Below are 16,079 nucleotides of genomic sequence, written 5' to 3'. Positions count from 1 at the left end.
ATTGTTGTTTTTTAAAGAGTTGAAAAGCGATCCCATTACCAACGCCCTTGTTCCAAAGCAACAAATTTTGTCAAAACAGCTATTTTAGAAAATATAAAGGATGATAATAAATGACAAACACTGAAAATCTAGCTATTGGTTTTATCGGGACGGGAGTCATGGGCAGCAGCATGGCTGGCCAGCTGCTGAAGAAGGGACACCCTGTAGTGGTTTATACAAGGACAAAAGAGAGAGCGCAGGAACTGCTGGATAAAGGTGCCCAGTGGGCAGAATCGCCGCGGGCAATCGCAGAGCAGGCGCAGGTTGTCATATCCATTGTCGGGTATCCAAAGGACGTAGAAGAAGTGTATCTGGGAGAAGATGGTGTTGTTACCAATGGCAGAGAAGGGACCTATCTAATCGATATGACCACATCCACACCAAGCCTTGCCCGGAAGATTTATGAAGAAGCACGGAAAAAGGGCATGCATTCCATTGACGCCCCTGTATCCGGAGGGGATGTAGGAGCGAAAAATGCCTCTTTGAGCATCATGGCAGGCGGCGATGAAGAGGACTTTGAATTCCTGAAGCCTATAATGGAAGCAATGGGTAATAATGTTCAGTATCAGGGAAAAGCCGGAGCGGGACAGCATACGAAAATGTGCAATCAAATCGCCATTGCCTCCAATATGATTGGAGTGTGCGAAGCCATCGTCTATGGAGAAAAAGCAGGTCTGGATCCGGAGCATGTCTTGAAGAGCATATCATCCGGTGCAGCCGGAAGCTGGTCCCTCTCCAATCTTGCGCCTAGAATGATCCAGGGGAACTTCGAGCCGGGATTCTATATTAAGCATTTTATTAAAGATATGAAGATCGCGCTCGATGAGTCAGAAAAAATGGGACTGGAGCTGCCGGGCTTATCGCTCGCCAAGTCCATGTACGAAAAACTGGCTGCCTCAGGAGAGGAAAACAGCGGAACACATGCCTTATATAAGTATTGGGCACAGTAAAATAAAAGGGTTAGGAATGATCAATTCCCAACCCTTTTTTATATTCAGTTTTATAGTGGACTAATACTTGTATGGTACCAGAGTAATGTCTCTTGAATAAATTATGCGGCTCATTCTGCTTAACTTTTATGTGGTCTGCAAAGCACCGTTCTCCGCTTTTCTAAGCGGGATTAGCGGGACAGATGAGACCCCGCAGGCCAAGCCGGGGAGGCTCACCGCCCGCCCCACGGAAAGCGAAGCGCCTGGAATGGAACTCAGTCAGCTCATTTTTAAAGCAAGACCCATAAGAAAGACTGTAGACCAATTGATATGTTACCAAACGGTCTACAGTCTTTAATTAAACATTTTTCTGGCTTTTCTTACCTGTTTTTAAGAAATTCCTCCATCCTGTTCATGGCTTTTTTCAGGGTATCCATTGAATAGGCATAGGAGATCCTGACGTATCCTTCTCCTAGGTCGGAAAATGCGTCTCCAGGAACGACCGCCACCCTCTGCTCTTTTAGCAGCTGAAGGGCGAATTCCTGTGAGGATGAAAAGCCTTCCGGGATTCTCACAAAAAAGTAAAAGGCACCATCAGGCATGGTCACATCAAAGTTTAATTCTTTAAGTCGCTTATAGACAAAGTCCCTTCTTACCCTGTATTCCTCGCGCATGGCTTTTGCATCATCAAATCCGGCAGTAACGGCCTCATAAGCTGCCTTTTGCGAAATAGAAGACGCACAGCTTACATTATATTGATGCACTTTTAAAATGTGCTTGGCGATCGTTTCGGGAGCAAATAAAAAGCCGATCCTCCAGCCTGTCATAGAATGGGATTTGGACAGTCCGTTTATTAGAATGGTTTGCTCTTTTAAGAATTCCGCTATCGAGCTATGCTTCTCGGAATAAAGGAGTTCGCTGTAGATTTCATCAGCCAGGATAAAAATGCCTTTTCCCTTTACAAGCTCAGCTATCTCCTTAAGTTCTTCTTTCGTTAAAGTGACTCCGGTTGGATTGGAAGGGTAAGGAAGGATAATGCATTTGGTTTTCCCAGTCATACAATTTTCAATCACATCAGCTGTCATTCTGAAGCCGTTCTTTGTAATATCAGCATAAATTGGCTTGGCTCCGGCAAGCTTTACCAATGGCTCGTATCCTGGGTAGACCGGGCTTGGAAGAATGACTTCATCTCCCTGTGTGAGGATCGTCCTAAGTGCGATATCGATTGCTTCGCTTGCCCCTGTTGTAACAATGACCTCGGATTCCGGGTTGTAGGATACACCATATTTTTTCTTCATATAGCGGGAAACTGCATCTCGGAGCTCAAAAAATCCTGCATTATGGGTATAGCCGGTAAAATCCTCTTGGATGGCCTTCACTGCCGCATCTTTGATGTGCTGAGGAGTAGGGAAATCGGGCTGTCCGATGGTAAGTGAGACAACATCTTCATATTGGGAAACCATATTGAAAAATTTCCTTATTCCTGATAATTCTATTTCTGTCACCAATGAATTTAAGTGTTCTTCCATTATGTAATCCTCCTAGAAATCCTTACGCTAAAAGTGCATAATAATATTCTAGCACTTTTAGCGGGCAAGCGAAAAACAACTGTTCATTTTTTTATGATACATTCATAATAAGAATACTCTTTAAGCTAGGCTGAGGCAGGAGTGGAATGCGTGATTAAAACATTTGCAATAACAGAAAAAGGGGAGGTTCTTGAAAACCTGTCCCTCGAGGAAACACGGAAAGAAGATATTAAATGGAGCTGGACAGATTTTTCTAATGCGTCCAGAGAAGAATCTTTGTTTTTGGAATCCTTTTTTCATTATCATCCCCTGGCGGTTGAGGATTGTATTGATGATTTCCTCCAAAGGCCAAAGATCGACTTTTATGAGAATTATCAATTCATTGTGGTACATGCACTCGATCATTCTACACTTGAGGCGGAGGAAATTGATTTATTTATCAATGGAAGGGATGTCGTCACCTTCCATAAGAAGCCGCTGCCTGAATTAGAAAGGATCTGGGAAGGATTTAAGGAAGACACCCATAACCAAAAGGGTCCCTTTTTCGTCGCTCATTCGATAATCGATAAAATCGTGGATAACTTTTTCCCCTTAATGATGGATTTAGAAGAAATGCTTTCTGATCTGGATGACAATCCAAGCAGGAATTCGACTTCGGATGTTATGGAGGAATTGTTTGATTTGAGAGGCGACCTCAATAAAATAAGAAAGACCCTCATTCCAATGAGAGACTTATTTTACAGGATTATCAATTCAGAACGATTAAGCTTCCTAAAGGATCAAAAATTGTATTTCAATGATATTTATGATCATCTCCTAAAATTGGCAGAAATGCTGGATTCCTTCAGGGAACTTTCGTCAGATATTAGAGACAGCTACATATCCATGAATTCAAATACAATGAATAACATCATGATGACGCTTACTGTCATAACCACGATTTTTATGCCATTGACCTTCATTGCAGGCATATACGGAATGAATTTCGATAATATGCCGGAGCTGCATTATAAATATGGCTATTTCATTGTGCTCTTGGTCATGCTGCTTATCGGATGCTGCATGTTTTATTTCTTTAAGTTAAAAGGGTGGCTTGGGACAAAAAAAATCAGGGTACCCAAAACCAGAAGAACGAACAACTCGAGGTAGCCAGAGGGAAACGAGAATTCCTGCTAAAGAAAGAGGCCAAAAGTTCCGATAAAAAGGATATAACATTTATTTAGGAGCGAAAGACATTGAAGCAAAATGGAATCCTGCTTGAAAGCGGAACAAATGAAATAGAAGTGGTGGAGTTTTTGATTGGCCAAAGTAAATTTGGCATTAACGTGATAAAAGTAAAGGAAATTATCAACAGAGTCCCTGTAACCTTCATTCCCCAGATTCATGAAACGATTGAGGGAATCATAGAGCTGAGGGGAGAAATCATGCCTGTAGTCGATACAGCAAAAGCGCTGGGGCTGCCTCCTTCTGAAAAACCTGAGGAGGATAAATTCATTGTCACAGAGTTCAATAAGCAGAAACTAATTTTTCATGTTCATAATGTTACCCAGATTCACAGGACATCCTGGGCTTCGATTGAGAAGCCGGAAGGAATCTACCAGGGATCTGCCAGCCAGCTTACCGGCGTCATAAAATTGGGGGATGAATTTATTTTGCTATTGGACTTTGAAAAGATGGTGGCAGACATTCATCCGGATTCTGCCATCCAGGCAGACGAAGTTGAAAGGATGGAAAGCGGTGAGCGGTCGAAAAAGCGGATCATTGCAGTTGAAGATTCATTGCTGCTTCAGGGCCTTTTAAAGGAAACTTTGCATAAAGCTGGCTTTCAGCATATAACATTCTTCAATAATGGCGAGGAAGCCCTGAATTATTTACACTCCCTGAACAAAGCGGAAATCACAAAAGAGGTACAGCTTTTAATAACAGATATAGAAATGCCAAAAATGGATGGTCATTATTTGACGAAACAAATCAAATCCACTGAAGGGCTGTCCGATATTCCGGTTATTATATTTTCATCTCTTATCACGGATGATTTGAGGCATAAGGGAAAAATAGTAGGAGCGGACGGGCAGGTCAGCAAGCCGGAGATTGTTGAGCTTATCAATCTTATAGACCAGCTTGTTTTATAATTTCCGCTCGGAATCTTTTGCATTTGAACAATGAAGGGGGAGTGCCTGAAATGGATAGTGGATCTGATTTGATCACGGAAGCCAGGGACTTTTCGTTACAAGCCCATAAAGGGCAGATAAGAAAGCTTGGCAGTCTGCCATATTTTCAGCATCCGGAGAATGTCGCTCAAATACTCAAGGAAGCAGGGTTCCGGGATGAGGTGATCGCTGCAGCATATCTTCATGATGTGGTGGAGGATACAGCTTTTTCTTCCGGGGATATCGCCTTAAAGTTCGGTCCGGAGGTTGCGGCCCTTGTGGCGGGAAACACAGAGAATAAGACACAGAGCTGGGAAGAAAGAAAAAGTCATACAATCCGCTATGCAAGGACGGCATCACTGGAAGTCAAGGCACTGATTGCTGCAGATAAGCTCGATAATCTGAGAAGTATCCTTGAGGGATATAACATTCAGGGAGCGGCTGTGTGGAATTTCTTTAAAAGGGGAAAGGACAAACAAGCCTGGTATTATTCCGAAGCGGCAGCAGCTGTTTTAGAAAACTTGGGAGAACCGGACATTCCCCCGTTTTTTTACGAGCTGAGCAGGCTGGCAGCTGATTTGAAAAAATAAAAAAGACTGGATGCTAAGGGGGAGGTTAGTCCCTTTTGGCGTCCGGTCTTTTTAATATACTCCTGTTATCTTTTATAAAAGTTCAAATCATTTCCAAGGAAAGAGGATGCAAAGCAGTCGGGTTTCTTTTTCCATTGATCCCGTTTCCTTTTTGGAAAATCCTTTTTATTCTGCTGCTCTGTGTTTTCAATGCCGAGATATTTTTGAATGATCGCTCTTGCCTTTGAAAGTGATACCTGAGCCTTCGGATTTCGTTTTTCTGTCAGCCGGTTTCCTAAATGAGGAAGTGAAGTTTTGTCCTCTCTTGTAGGCGGCAGATGAAAAATATATTCACCGCATTCCACAATGACATCGGATTGCTGCCGGGAGTTTTTTGGGTTATCGGAAAAATGGAGTCCAACCTTTTTGGCTTTTCCTTCTTTAATTAACTGATTTAATGCTTTTTGCTTGAGATAGTAGAGGCTTTGGGGCTTCAAGGCAGTCTTTGCATGCTTATTGACTACAAATATCGCTTGAGCGAGTGTGTGAACAGCAATTGGTTCATTTGCAATGCCCCTGCTGGGCTGATCCATAACAGGCTCCTTTCAATTAATACAGTTTCTTTTTTTGTCATGTACACAAAGCTCGAGGTCGTCAGGTCTGTGCGATTTTAAGTCGTTAGAGGTGTCCGATAAAAGAGCCATTAATAATTATATCACTATTGACTTTAGTAAAGAGAAATAAATTTTCATGATTTTTAAAGATAATTTTTTATCAAGTGGATAAAATCTGTTCCTTCTCGGTTTGCCCTATATGCATAAGTATTAAACACAATTCCAAAAATTTGCTTCAAAAGTAGGGAATAAAAGCTTCTATTTACTTAAAAATAGACTAAATCCGTAAACTTTCACTTCATTTGTAACTTGTATTTTATATTGTGGGAGACCTGAGGAATAGAAAAAATGGGTAAAAAGAACTATTTATCGATCTTCTTTAAAATTTTTTTCGATAATATAGGTATTATCTTGTAAAATGACTGTATACAAAAACTAACAAAATTCGGATAATATTCCATCCTAGGTGCTGAATGATGAATAACTTAAATGCGCGGTTAAAAAAAGAGATTGGTAATTTTTCAAATAGAGAAACCATCGAAAAAATTATTTTTGATATTGTATTTAAACATGTAAAAGATATGCTTTTTATTATGAAGGCAGAAGGAAAAGGCCAGTTCCGCTATTTGTTTGCCAATAAAGTTGGAATTGAAAAGGCATCGCTGGATGCCGGATGCGCAGGCATGCTGATCCAGGAGGTTCTTCCACCAGAAAAAGCCGATGAAATTATTTATTACTATAATCAAGTCATCGAAACGGGAAGCATTGTCAGCTTTAAAGATAATGCGGCGGCTATGGATGGCAGTACTTTTTTTGGTGAATCCATATTGACTCCGGTCAGGGACGACAGTGGTGAGATTCAAATCATTGTAAGTGTGACACGGGATATAACTGAAACCGTACATGAGAAGCATGCACTCATTGAAAGCCAGGAACGATTCAGATCCATCATTGATCATAACATGGATTCCATTTTTTCTCTGGATTTAAAAGGAAGCATACTCAGCACAAATAACTCCGCTTATAGTACGACAGGATATACAGAAAAAGAACTTCAGGACAGCGAAATTTTTCTGTATTGGAAAGACAGTGACCGCCAGAACTTTAACAACCTATTTGAGCAGTCTATTAAAGGAAAGGCGCTTGAATCCTCAGAACTGGCATTCACTCATAAAAGCGGGGAGAAAATCCAGGTTCATCTAAGGACCATTCCTATTATCATTTCCGAAACGGTCAAAGGAATATACCTCATCATGAGGAATATTTCCTCCCAGCTGCACAATATCGAAACGATTAAGTATATGGCCTTTCATGATCAATTGACCGGACTTTTAAACAGGCCGGCATTAATCAGGGACCTGGATGAGATGATAGCAGCAGAAAGACTTCAGGCTAAAAAGGAAATTGCAATCTTAAGCATTGACCTGGATCGGTTTAAACTCCTGAATGATTCTCTGGGCCATAATATGGGCGATATCCTGCTTCGTGATTTTGCTAATCGGATAGCCGGCATTCCGGGGTATGATTATAGAGTCTACCGTCAGGGAGGCGACGAATTCACGATCCTGATAAAAAATGTAAATAAAGCAGAAACGGAGGAATTCGCCGGGATCTTATTCAAATTATTAAAATTCCCTTTTGTGTTAAATCGCCAGGATTACTATATCTCTTCAAGCATAGGAATCAGCATGTACCCCGGTGATGGGTTCGACAGCGAATCGTTAATCAGGAAAGCAGATGGAGCACTGCGGCAGGTCAAGGAAAGGGGGAAATCGCATTATCAATTTTACAGCAAGGAAATTCTGCTTCATCAGCCAAACATCGTAGTGATGGAGTCCAATCTCCGGAGAGCGATTGATAAAAGAGAATTGACCCTGTATTATCAGCCGCAGGTCAACTTACTTACAAATGAAATTGAGAGTTTGGAAGCGCTTCTGAGGTGGCATAATCCCACCCTGGGCTATGTCTCCCCAGCAGAATTTATTCCCCTTGCAGAGGATACGGCTCTCATCGTCCCCATCGGGGAATGGGTATTTGAAGAGGTGTGCAGGCAGATGGTCGAATGGGATGAAAAGGGCCTTAACGAACTAAAGGTTGCCATTAACCTGTCACCAAAGCAATTCTTACAGCCTCAGCTTGTGGATAAGATCAAGGTTACGATTGAAAAATACAGGATCCGCCCTTCAAGGCTGGAAGTGGAAATAACAGAAGGGGCGATCCAGGACATATCGGAGAGCCTGACCATTGTTAAAAGACTAAAAGAAATTGGATTGTCCATTTCTGTCGATGACTTTGGCACCGGCTACTCTTCTTTAAGTTATTTAAAGCAATTCCCTCTTGATACACTTAAGATTGATCAATCCTTTGTAAAGGAAATTCTTTCTGATCAAAAGGATGCAGCCATTACCACCACGATTATCCATCTTGCCCAAAGCCTGGGGCTGGAGGTCATTGCAGAAGGGGTAGAACTTCCGGAACAGGCAGGCTTTTTAAAGGATGCAAACTGCCAAAAAGTTCAGGGTTTTTTATATTCCCGGCCGCTGCCTCCAGCAGAAGTGGAGAAATTATTAAACCGTACAATCGCTCTTTAGATGAAGCCCGGAAGCTGGTCCAACTGTGGATCAGCTTTCTTTATCATAATAAGATGTTTTTGGTTCAGGCATTATGCAGCTCGAAAATGGAAATTTCCGGTCGTGATAAAAAACGGTATGGAAGCCGGGTGGTTCCCAGTCCTCTATTAACATAGAGCTTCAGTGACCTGATGTCATAAAAACCTTCAGGGTATTTTTTTCCGAATGGGGGAGTGACCAATGCCCCGTAAAAAGGGAGCTGCACCTGGCCGCCATGGCTATGTCCGCTGAGCTGGAGGTGTATATCATAGCTTGAAATTTCATCTGCAAGATCTGGAGCATGTGAAAGGATAATTTTATACTCATTTCCTGTCCCCTTTAAGGCGGCAGCAATATCGGGCTTTCCAAGCATGGCGTCGTCAATGCCCGCAATGATGATTTTGTCGGATGTCGGAAGGACAAGCTTTTCATGCTCATTTCTCAGCATAGTAAAACCGGACCCTTCCATGATATTCCTGTATACATCCGTTCCATAACCTCCATGGTCGTGATTTCCGTAAATGGAGTATTTTCCTTTTGCCTTAAGTTTACTTAAGACAGGAATGATTTCACTGCTGTTTTTATATTGATCCGGAGCATCCATGAGGTCACCCGTAAAAAAAATCAGGTGTGGCTGAATTTTATTTATTTCATCAATAATCGCCTTTAAATCTTTTAGCTCAAATTGAAATCCAAGGTGTGTATCACTGAACTGCACAATTCTGAGGCCGTTGAATCCTTCAGGGATAAGAGGATGGAATATTTTAAATAAGTTTGTCTCAAGCAAGTAGGGTTCTACACTCTCAGCGTAGTATCTGCCCCCGAGACCTGCTCCGGCCAGTGACAGCAGAGAACCGGCACCTGTTTTTAAAAAAGATCTTCGAGTGATTTTTTTCATTCCTATCAACCCAGCTACTTCGTATTTTCTTCTTTTTTAAAGACTAAAAAATACAGTTGAACATATACAGAAATAACCTCCGGATTTCCGGCCCTTTAGTTTTTATGGGAGACAAAAGGGGAAAAGGAATCAAAAAAAGTACCGGAGGAAGCTATGAGGAATCTTGATTATAAGGAATTGCTGCTGGTGCCTGCCAATATCGGCTTATTAAGATTCCACATCTATGGATTTGAGAGACCTGGTTATCCTGGGGAAGTATGTCTGTGCTATAAGGGATATTCCATTACCGTGAAAGGTGAGAATAAAAAATGGACGCTCACCCTTTCTCTATTAACATTAAATCAAATCCTTTCTAAAAAGTAGGATTGCATTATTTCTGGGATTCCCTGCAGAATTGAGGTAAAATAAATGAGCAGGAAGCGGTTCACACCTCTTTTCTGCTTTTTACTACTATACATAATTGCGGGTGGATTTATGTTAATTCGAACAGGTTTAGAAAAAGATTTACCTGCTCTGCTTGATATCTACAATGATGCCATTCTGAACACAACAGCAACATTTGATTTAGTCGAACAGGATATTGAGGAACGAAAAAAATGGTTCTCTAAATATGGAGAAGAATTTCCTTTGATTGTTGCCGACGTTGAGGGAGAGGCTGCAGGTTATTGCTGTTTATCTCCATTCAGGGATAAAAAGGCTTATCAGAAGACTGTGGAAATTTCCATATATGTATCAAAGCATCATAGAGGTAAAGGACTGGCAAGCAAGCTGCTGGCTGCCATCATTCCGATAGCAAGGGAAAAGGACTACCACGTGATCATGGCAGGCATTACTGCCGGCAATGATTCTAGTGTGTCGCTGCATAAAAAATTTGGTTTTGAGTATGCTGGATGTTTTAAGGAAGTGGGCTTTAAATTCGGAGAATGGCAGGATGTTTTATTTTACCAGCTGACTCTGTGAACGATTCCTTACAGCTTATAGAAGAATTGTGATACTACAGACTGCGGGCGGATTCGGTGAATACGGGTTTGCCTGCAGTCTTTTTTTTGCATTGTTTTGTTAGAAAATTTTGTTTTTAGATGATAAAATAGATAAATGAATAGTCATTCATTTTTTAGGGAGCGAGGAGAAGCTATATGAAGGATAAAGTGATCATCATAACCGGCGGTTCAAGCGGGATGGGAAAATATATGGCCCGGAGGTTTGCCAGTGAGGGGGCAAAGGTAGTCATAACCGGCAGGAATCCGGATAAATTAGAAGCAGCCAAAGAAGAGATGAATTCCCTTCCCGGCCAAATACTGCCCATTCAAATGGATGTTAGGGAAGTGGAGCATGTAAAGCATATGGTCCAGAGAACACTCGAAGAATATGGAACCATTGATTCTTTGATCAACAATGCAGCCGGAAATTTCATCTGTCCTGCAGAGAAGCTGAGTCCGAATGGCTGGAAGTCGGTCATTGATATTGTTTTAAATGGAACCTTTTATTGCTCTAGTGAAACAGGGAAGTACTGGATTGAAAATGGAATCAAGGGAAGCATCATCAACATGGTGGCTACATATGCCTGGAATGCGGGGGCAGGCGTCATCCATTCTGCAAGCGCCAAAGCGGGAGTGCTCTCAATGACGAGGACTCTTGCTGTTGAATGGGGAAGCAAGTATGGAATCAGGGTGAATGCCATTGCACCTGGTCCCATCGAAAGGACAGGCGGGGCTGAGAAACTTTGGGAATCCGATGAAGCCGCCAAAAGGACGCTGAACTCTGTTCCTTTAAGAAGACTGGGCACACCGGAAGAAATTGCAGAGCTTGCCCGGTTTCTGCTTTCTTCAGGTGCAGGCTATATAAATGGTGAATGTATTACGATGGATGGAGGCCAATGGCTGAATACGCATCCTTTTTAATCCGCATGCCCTCCACTTTCAAGGAGTATGTCTTCGAAAGTGGAGATTCTTTTTTTCTTCTTGCCTAAAACGGTGAGTTACTGATAGCTGACCGCTCTGCATCCAAGTGCTTTCCAGGATTGAATAAATACAGATTTTGGTACAGAAAGGCTTTTTTGTCCTGACAGCGGGTCATTCAGATACAGATACTGACTGTCATAACCGCATACGACCACTGCGTGGAGATCCATAGGAGTATGAATGATTTTATTTCCATGCTTCCATGATTCAGGGCGGTCCGGAACTCTGTAATCGCCGGTGGTCCAGGTAATGACCGGCGATCCATTCGAAAGGTGAAACAGGATGCTGCTGAAATCATTTTTGGTCAAATTAACCGTGCGTCCGGGCAGATACCGCTCCATCAGGTCCACAATGGGTTTATCATACACGGCATACCCTCTTTTGCTTACTCCCGTCATATCCCCGACAAACCCTTTTTCAGGATCTCCCCATCTGAGGATATTTCCACTCTTTGAAGTGATTAAGGGGTCGTTTTCTATTTTTATCTGCCGGGACAGGGTCATTTTATCCACATGGATTCCTGCGTACTGTAATACCATGGCCAGGCTGGTGATTTCACACCCGTATTTTAATTCAGGATTTTGTTTGACTAAAGGAACATCCAGCTTGACCGAGTTTTTTAAGGCCTGCTTTTTGGGGGAACCCTGCTCCATCACATTCATCCTGCTTCCTTTATGGGGGCTGCTGCTATGGTCCGGGCTGCATGAGCCTAATATAACTGCCGCCAGCAGAATCGAAACGGTATATCTCATTTAGTACTCCTCCATTAACCGCATTTCTTGTTAGGGTTTCACTGCAGGTGCTGCGTAATGTTTGGTAAGAATGGGTAAGTGCATTCTCTTTTGACCGATTTAAATGGTAAAATAGAAAACATCATTGGAGGGTGGGGGAGAGAATATGGATGCAGTTGAGGTTTTAACAAATATGGATAGAATTAAACCCTATTTTCAACCAATATTCAGTGCGGATGAACATCTTGTAATCGGATATGAACTATTAGGCAGATTTCAGGAAGAAGATGAGATAAGAAGCCTTGGCCCCTTTTTCTCGGATGGTTCCATACCAGAGGAATATCGGCTTGAGGTGGATAACTATCTTCTAAGGCTTGCCCTTGGGAAGTTTAACGAGCAACAAGACGATCCCTTTATGTTATTTATCAATCGGGATCCTAACCTTCTAATGCTGGATCATGGTGAGGAATTTTTGCGGATATTGCAGGAGTATGTTCCGCAAGAGCAATTAAACAGAATCGTGATCGAAATATCTGAAGCTGCTTATAAGGGAGAACTGGATCCCTTGTACCATATGCTTACATACTTCAAGACTTATGGCATTAAACTTGCGATCGATAGGCTGGGGGAAAACAGCCACATGGATAGAATTGCCCAGCTTTCCCCGCATATTCTGAAAATTAATCTGAAAACCCTGCAAAACTCTGGGGATTCTTCCCGGGATATTCTTTATTCACTTGGGATGCTGGCGCGAAAAATGGGGGCCATCCTCCTGTATGAATATATAGAAACAAATTATGGGATGCATTATGCATGGAAGAACGGCGGAAGGTATTATCAGGGCCATTATTTGCTGCCCCCAGAGGGCCAGTTTGTACCTAGGAATTTATTAAGAGACCAATTTAAAAAGGAATTCCACCAATTCATTCTTCTTGAAAAGGAAAAGCTTGAGGCTATATACGACCTCACTGCCAAATTCCATACCCATCTTCAGGAACTCCTTGCCAGGCATAGGAAGCTGCCATTCGGAACAAGTCTTCTTAAAATACTTGGGACAGAACTGCAGTTCATGTGTTTCAGATTATATATTTGTGATGAGGAAGGGTTTCAAAAATCCCCAAATCTCTTTTATAGCGGAGGAGAATGGAGGATACAGGAAGAATATGTCGATAAAAACTGGAGCTGGAGGCCTTATTTCCTAGAAAATATTATTAAGATGAGACATGAGAAAAAAGGATTTCTTTCCGATTCGTATAGCGATATTGAGACCGGGGAAACAATACGAACATTTTCATTCCCTTTAAATGATCAAAAGTATTTATTCCTGGATTTATCCTATTCGTATTTATACGAAAATGATGTTTTATTATAGCCGTGGTCCCAAATGGGTTCCATGGCTTTTTTCTATATATTAAGAAAAGGAAAAAGCTTTAAATATGGAGAATGACGTTTTTGTATGTCTGTGCGGGGTATACCTTGATTAACAAACCTTGCATTTATATTAGTCATTTGGAATTTTATTGAAGGAGTGATAGTATGAAGAAGTTTTTTTGTTCATTCCTCGGTGCACTTTTTATAATGGCAGGAAGCAGCGGCCTGGCAAGTGCAGACACTGGATTGGATAAGGAGTCGGCAAATAATCTATTAATCGAGGCTTTTGCAGCGCAGGTATCCCTCAGTTATGAAGGCCAGAGTTTAACGGCAGTAAAAGAAAGGCTGCAGCCCTATTTTACAGAAAAGTTCATCGATGTTTTTATGAAGGAAAATATAGTGAAAATTAACGGTACATATCAGACACTTGGATCAGATACAGCGCATTATTATATCCCCTTTTTTGATTATGACAATCATACAAAGGTTATCCCAAAAAAGGATTCCACGATCGTGACACAGCACTTCGAAGCTCAAAATGGCGGTCCTGTCAGCTATGAAGCACATGATGAAAGCGTGGTGCTGATCAAGGATAAAGATGTGTGGAAGATCGATAAAATTACGAATAGCGCTATTCCTGAAGATGAACCTGCTGCAGCGGACAGCACTCAGAAAGCAGCAACTGAAAGTGAAGAAAACCATGTGAATGCAGAAAAAAAAGGAAATAAGCCATTCTTCAGCTGGGCGGAAGAAGCTCCGCGGAAGTCTTTTGAAGGGACAAACCTTGCCATGATAGACTTCAGCTTCTTAAGTGAGGGATATGACACCATGCAAAAGCTCCTTCTTAAATGAGGGAAAATTAAAGTGTCTTAGGAAGGGGGATTCCTTCCTAAGACATTTTTTATAGACCGTTAAATATTCAATACCGCTTTAATCTCATCGAACTGGGCGGCGGTATAAATCGTTTGGTCAATCAAGATTCCGGGAGTAGAAAAGATCTGATATGTTTTTGTCAGTTCTTGTCGAGCCCTGGAATCTTTTTTTATGTCTTTTTCTTCAAAAGGAATATTATTTTCCTTAAAAAATAACTTTATAAATTCACACGGCGGGCAGTCCGGCTGTGTGTAAAGGATGATAGTTGGCTGCATGCTTTCACTCCTATCGGCAAGACTTCAAGCTCTGATTATAGTTTTATCCTGAATGATCCCAGACGACAAATAGTTCCGGTCCTATTTTCTATTTTATATAAATAATCCGTCCTTGCAACTCATATAGAATTTTTGCAAAACATTTAATTTTTCTATATTGAACAATTATTATGTACAAATTTGTCACATTAATTTATTCTGATTATATGGGCATGGTTACTAAATTGTGAATTTGGACATGCAGCAAGTGATTAGAATCTTAAAATTTGTGAACCCTATTTTTAAGGTCTTACATAATGGAAAGGAGTGAGCACATGTCTCAGTTGCAGGGAATTCTGACAAGATTAAAAAATCTTCAGGATCAAGCGAAAGAAACTGAACAAGCTCAGCGTTTTTTTGAAGTAGATGGAGTAAGAGTATGCCAGGTTACTTTCTTCAATAAGACGGAAACATTCGAACTTGAAGTTTTCAACGATAAAAGCAAATCATCCAAGTATCAATTCGACAATATCGATATGATCGCAATTGAAATTTTTGATTTACTGCTTCCATAAAAAGAGCCCTTCCAGGGCTTTTTTTTATTGGCTATTCCACACACTGCGGATAGGCACCTGATGTTCTATTGTATTCCTCGAAGGGAAGCCATCAGTCATTTTTAGGATTGTGGACTGCCGGGCCACAGAAAGGATTAGGTGGAGTTCCTGCCGCATATGATGGTACAATAAAGAGGGATCAGCCTTCTTTCCTTTGTTTTAAGAAGGTTCAATTGGATATTATTTTATTGGAGCCGAGAGGATTTTCTGGTATATTCCCGCCCCGTTCCTGCACTCTACTAATAAGGAGGAATGGGATATGTTAGATTTTCCTATAGTCAGGTGTCCGAAATGCAGCACGGAAGCTGAGATGGACAGCCGGGTGTTAACAGCCCAATCTAATCAGAATATCATTTATAGATGTCCTTCGTGCGATTTCATAAAAAAGAATATAGAAACAAATAAAGGATAACCGCCCATGCTGCGATGGGATTAACCCAGTGAGCAGCGGGCATTATCCGAAGGGTGAGGAGATACAAACATGATTAGCCTTCATAATGAAGATATACTGGAAGTGGAAATAAAAGATTTTCTTATTCCATCAGAACGGGTGGCACACGTTCAAGTGTCAAATAATTTAGAACATGCCTTATTGGTATTGACCAAAACAGGATATACAGCGATTCCAGTTTTGGATCCGCAATACAAACTCCACGGTCTATTAAGCACACCCGCTATCTTAGATTCCATATTGGGACTGCAGAGAATTGAGTTTGAACAGCTTGAGAACAAGAAAGTTCATGAAGTAATGAACAGCAGCATCCCGAGGCTGAAAATAACAGACCGGCTGAAAAAGGGCCTGGATCTGCTCATTGACCATCCATTTATCTGTGTGGAAAATGAGGAAGGAATATTCGAAGGAATCCTGACAAGAAGGACTCTGCTAAAAAAATTCAACCAGGCCATCCATCAGCAAAAAAAGCAATAAGCTCCCAGAT

The 16,079-nt window shown here is 41.5% G+C and carries 17 protein-coding genes; 12 read left to right on the top strand and 5 right to left on the bottom strand.

The features are described from left to right. Positions 1-110: 110 nt before the first annotated feature. Positions 111-989: an NAD(P)-dependent oxidoreductase gene (locus tag H539_RS0102585; protein WP_026692215.1), complete on the top strand. Its 879-nt coding sequence runs from the start codon at positions 111-113 to the stop codon at positions 987-989. Between the two features lie 359 nt (positions 990-1,348). Here H539_RS0102585 and H539_RS0102580 read toward each other — a convergent pair whose 3' ends face one another. Next, positions 1,349-2,497 (bottom strand): aminotransferase A, encoded by a 1,149-nt coding sequence (locus tag H539_RS0102580; RefSeq protein WP_026692214.1) that lies wholly within the window; start codon positions 2,495-2,497, stop codon positions 1,349-1,351. A gap of 150 nt (positions 2,498-2,647) precedes the next feature. Between H539_RS0102580 and corA the strand changes: the two genes are divergently transcribed. From corA to H539_RS0102565, 3 genes are all read left to right on the top strand, one after another. Next, complete coding sequence (gene corA / locus H539_RS27600) at positions 2,648-3,646, top strand: magnesium/cobalt transporter CorA (protein ID WP_035321810.1); 999 nt, start codon at positions 2,648-2,650, stop codon at positions 3,644-3,646. An 86-nt stretch (positions 3,647-3,732) separates the two neighbouring features. Continuing rightward, on the top strand, positions 3,733-4,629 hold the full coding sequence (locus tag H539_RS0102570; protein ID WP_026692213.1) for a chemotaxis protein: 897 nt from the start codon (positions 3,733-3,735) through the stop codon (positions 4,627-4,629). 50 nt (positions 4,630-4,679) lie between these two features. Further along, complete coding sequence (locus H539_RS0102565; RefSeq protein WP_035321809.1) at positions 4,680-5,237, top strand: HD domain-containing protein; 558 nt, start codon at positions 4,680-4,682, stop codon at positions 5,235-5,237. A 65-nt stretch (positions 5,238-5,302) separates the two neighbouring features. Here the strand turns inward: H539_RS0102565 and H539_RS27595 are convergent, their stop codons facing one another. Next, the gene (locus tag H539_RS27595; RefSeq protein ID WP_051348410.1) at positions 5,303-5,809 is read right to left on the bottom strand and encodes a YkyB family protein; all 507 of its coding nucleotides are present in this window, start codon (positions 5,807-5,809) and stop codon (positions 5,303-5,305) included. Positions 5,810-6,306: 497 nt separating this feature from the next. On the opposite strand from H539_RS27595, the gene H539_RS0102555 reads away from it, so the two are divergent. Beyond that, positions 6,307-8,421, top strand: coding sequence for a sensor domain-containing protein (locus H539_RS0102555; protein WP_026692211.1), 2,115 nt, complete (start codon positions 6,307-6,309; stop codon positions 8,419-8,421). Between the two features lie 64 nt (positions 8,422-8,485). Here H539_RS0102555 and H539_RS0102550 read toward each other — a convergent pair whose 3' ends face one another. Then, on the bottom strand, positions 8,486-9,337 hold the full coding sequence (locus H539_RS0102550; RefSeq protein WP_026692210.1) for a metallophosphoesterase: 852 nt from the start codon (positions 9,335-9,337) through the stop codon (positions 8,486-8,488). A gap of 153 nt (positions 9,338-9,490) precedes the next feature. Here H539_RS0102550 and H539_RS0102545 point away from each other — a divergent pair, with 153 nt between their 5' ends. The 3 genes from H539_RS0102545 to fadH all read left to right on the top strand — a co-directional run bounded on the left by H539_RS0102545 (position 9,491) and on the right by fadH (position 11,238). Beyond that, a complete protein-coding gene (locus H539_RS0102545) occupies positions 9,491-9,700 on the top strand; it encodes a hypothetical protein (protein ID WP_026692209.1) in 210 nt (69 codons plus the stop codon). Between the two features lie 111 nt (positions 9,701-9,811). Further along, positions 9,812-10,297 (top strand): GNAT family N-acetyltransferase, encoded by a 486-nt coding sequence (locus H539_RS0102540; RefSeq protein WP_026692208.1) that lies wholly within the window; start codon positions 9,812-9,814, stop codon positions 10,295-10,297. Positions 10,298-10,473: 176 nt separating this feature from the next. Then, a complete protein-coding gene (gene fadH / locus H539_RS0102535; protein WP_026692207.1) occupies positions 10,474-11,238 on the top strand; it encodes a 2,4-dienoyl-CoA reductase in 765 nt (254 codons plus the stop codon). 77 nt (positions 11,239-11,315) lie between these two features. Here fadH and H539_RS27590 read toward each other — a convergent pair whose 3' ends face one another. Further along, positions 11,316-12,050: a C39 family peptidase gene (locus H539_RS27590; protein ID WP_051348409.1), complete on the bottom strand. Its 735-nt coding sequence runs from the start codon at positions 12,048-12,050 to the stop codon at positions 11,316-11,318. Between the two features lie 145 nt (positions 12,051-12,195). Here H539_RS27590 and H539_RS0102525 point away from each other — a divergent pair, with 145 nt between their 5' ends. Together H539_RS0102525 and H539_RS29980 are read left to right on the top strand one after the other, a co-directional pair. Beyond that, positions 12,196-13,401 (top strand): EAL domain-containing protein, encoded by a 1,206-nt coding sequence (locus H539_RS0102525; protein ID WP_026692206.1) that lies wholly within the window; start codon positions 12,196-12,198, stop codon positions 13,399-13,401. A 164-nt stretch (positions 13,402-13,565) separates the two neighbouring features. Next, entirely contained in the window at positions 13,566-14,252 is a 687-nt protein-coding gene (locus H539_RS29980) for a DUF3993 domain-containing protein (RefSeq protein WP_051348408.1), read from the top strand. 59 nt (positions 14,253-14,311) lie between these two features. Here H539_RS29980 and H539_RS0102515 read toward each other — a convergent pair whose 3' ends face one another. Then, a complete protein-coding gene (locus H539_RS0102515) occupies positions 14,312-14,548 on the bottom strand; it encodes a glutaredoxin domain-containing protein (protein ID WP_026692205.1) in 237 nt (78 codons plus the stop codon). Positions 14,549-14,862: 314 nt separating this feature from the next. Here H539_RS0102515 and H539_RS0102510 point away from each other — a divergent pair, with 314 nt between their 5' ends. Together H539_RS0102510 and cbpB are read left to right on the top strand one after the other, a co-directional pair. After that, positions 14,863-15,102 carry a YkuJ family protein gene (locus tag H539_RS0102510; RefSeq protein ID WP_026692204.1) on the top strand — a complete coding sequence of 80 codons (240 nt, stop codon included), beginning with the start codon at positions 14,863-14,865 and terminating at the stop codon, positions 15,100-15,102. 520 nt (positions 15,103-15,622) lie between these two features. Next, positions 15,623-16,069, top strand: coding sequence for a cyclic-di-AMP-binding protein CbpB (gene cbpB, locus H539_RS0102500; RefSeq protein WP_026692203.1), 447 nt, complete (start codon positions 15,623-15,625; stop codon positions 16,067-16,069). The last annotated feature ends 10 nt before the right edge of the window (positions 16,070-16,079 follow it).

The sequence above is a fragment of the Peribacillus kribbensis DSM 17871 genome (assembly GCF_000430765.1).
GTDB classification, from domain to species: Bacteria; Bacillota; Bacilli; order Bacillales; family DSM-1321; genus Paraperibacillus; species Paraperibacillus kribbensis.
This window is presented reverse-complemented; position numbering and strand designations above follow the sequence as displayed.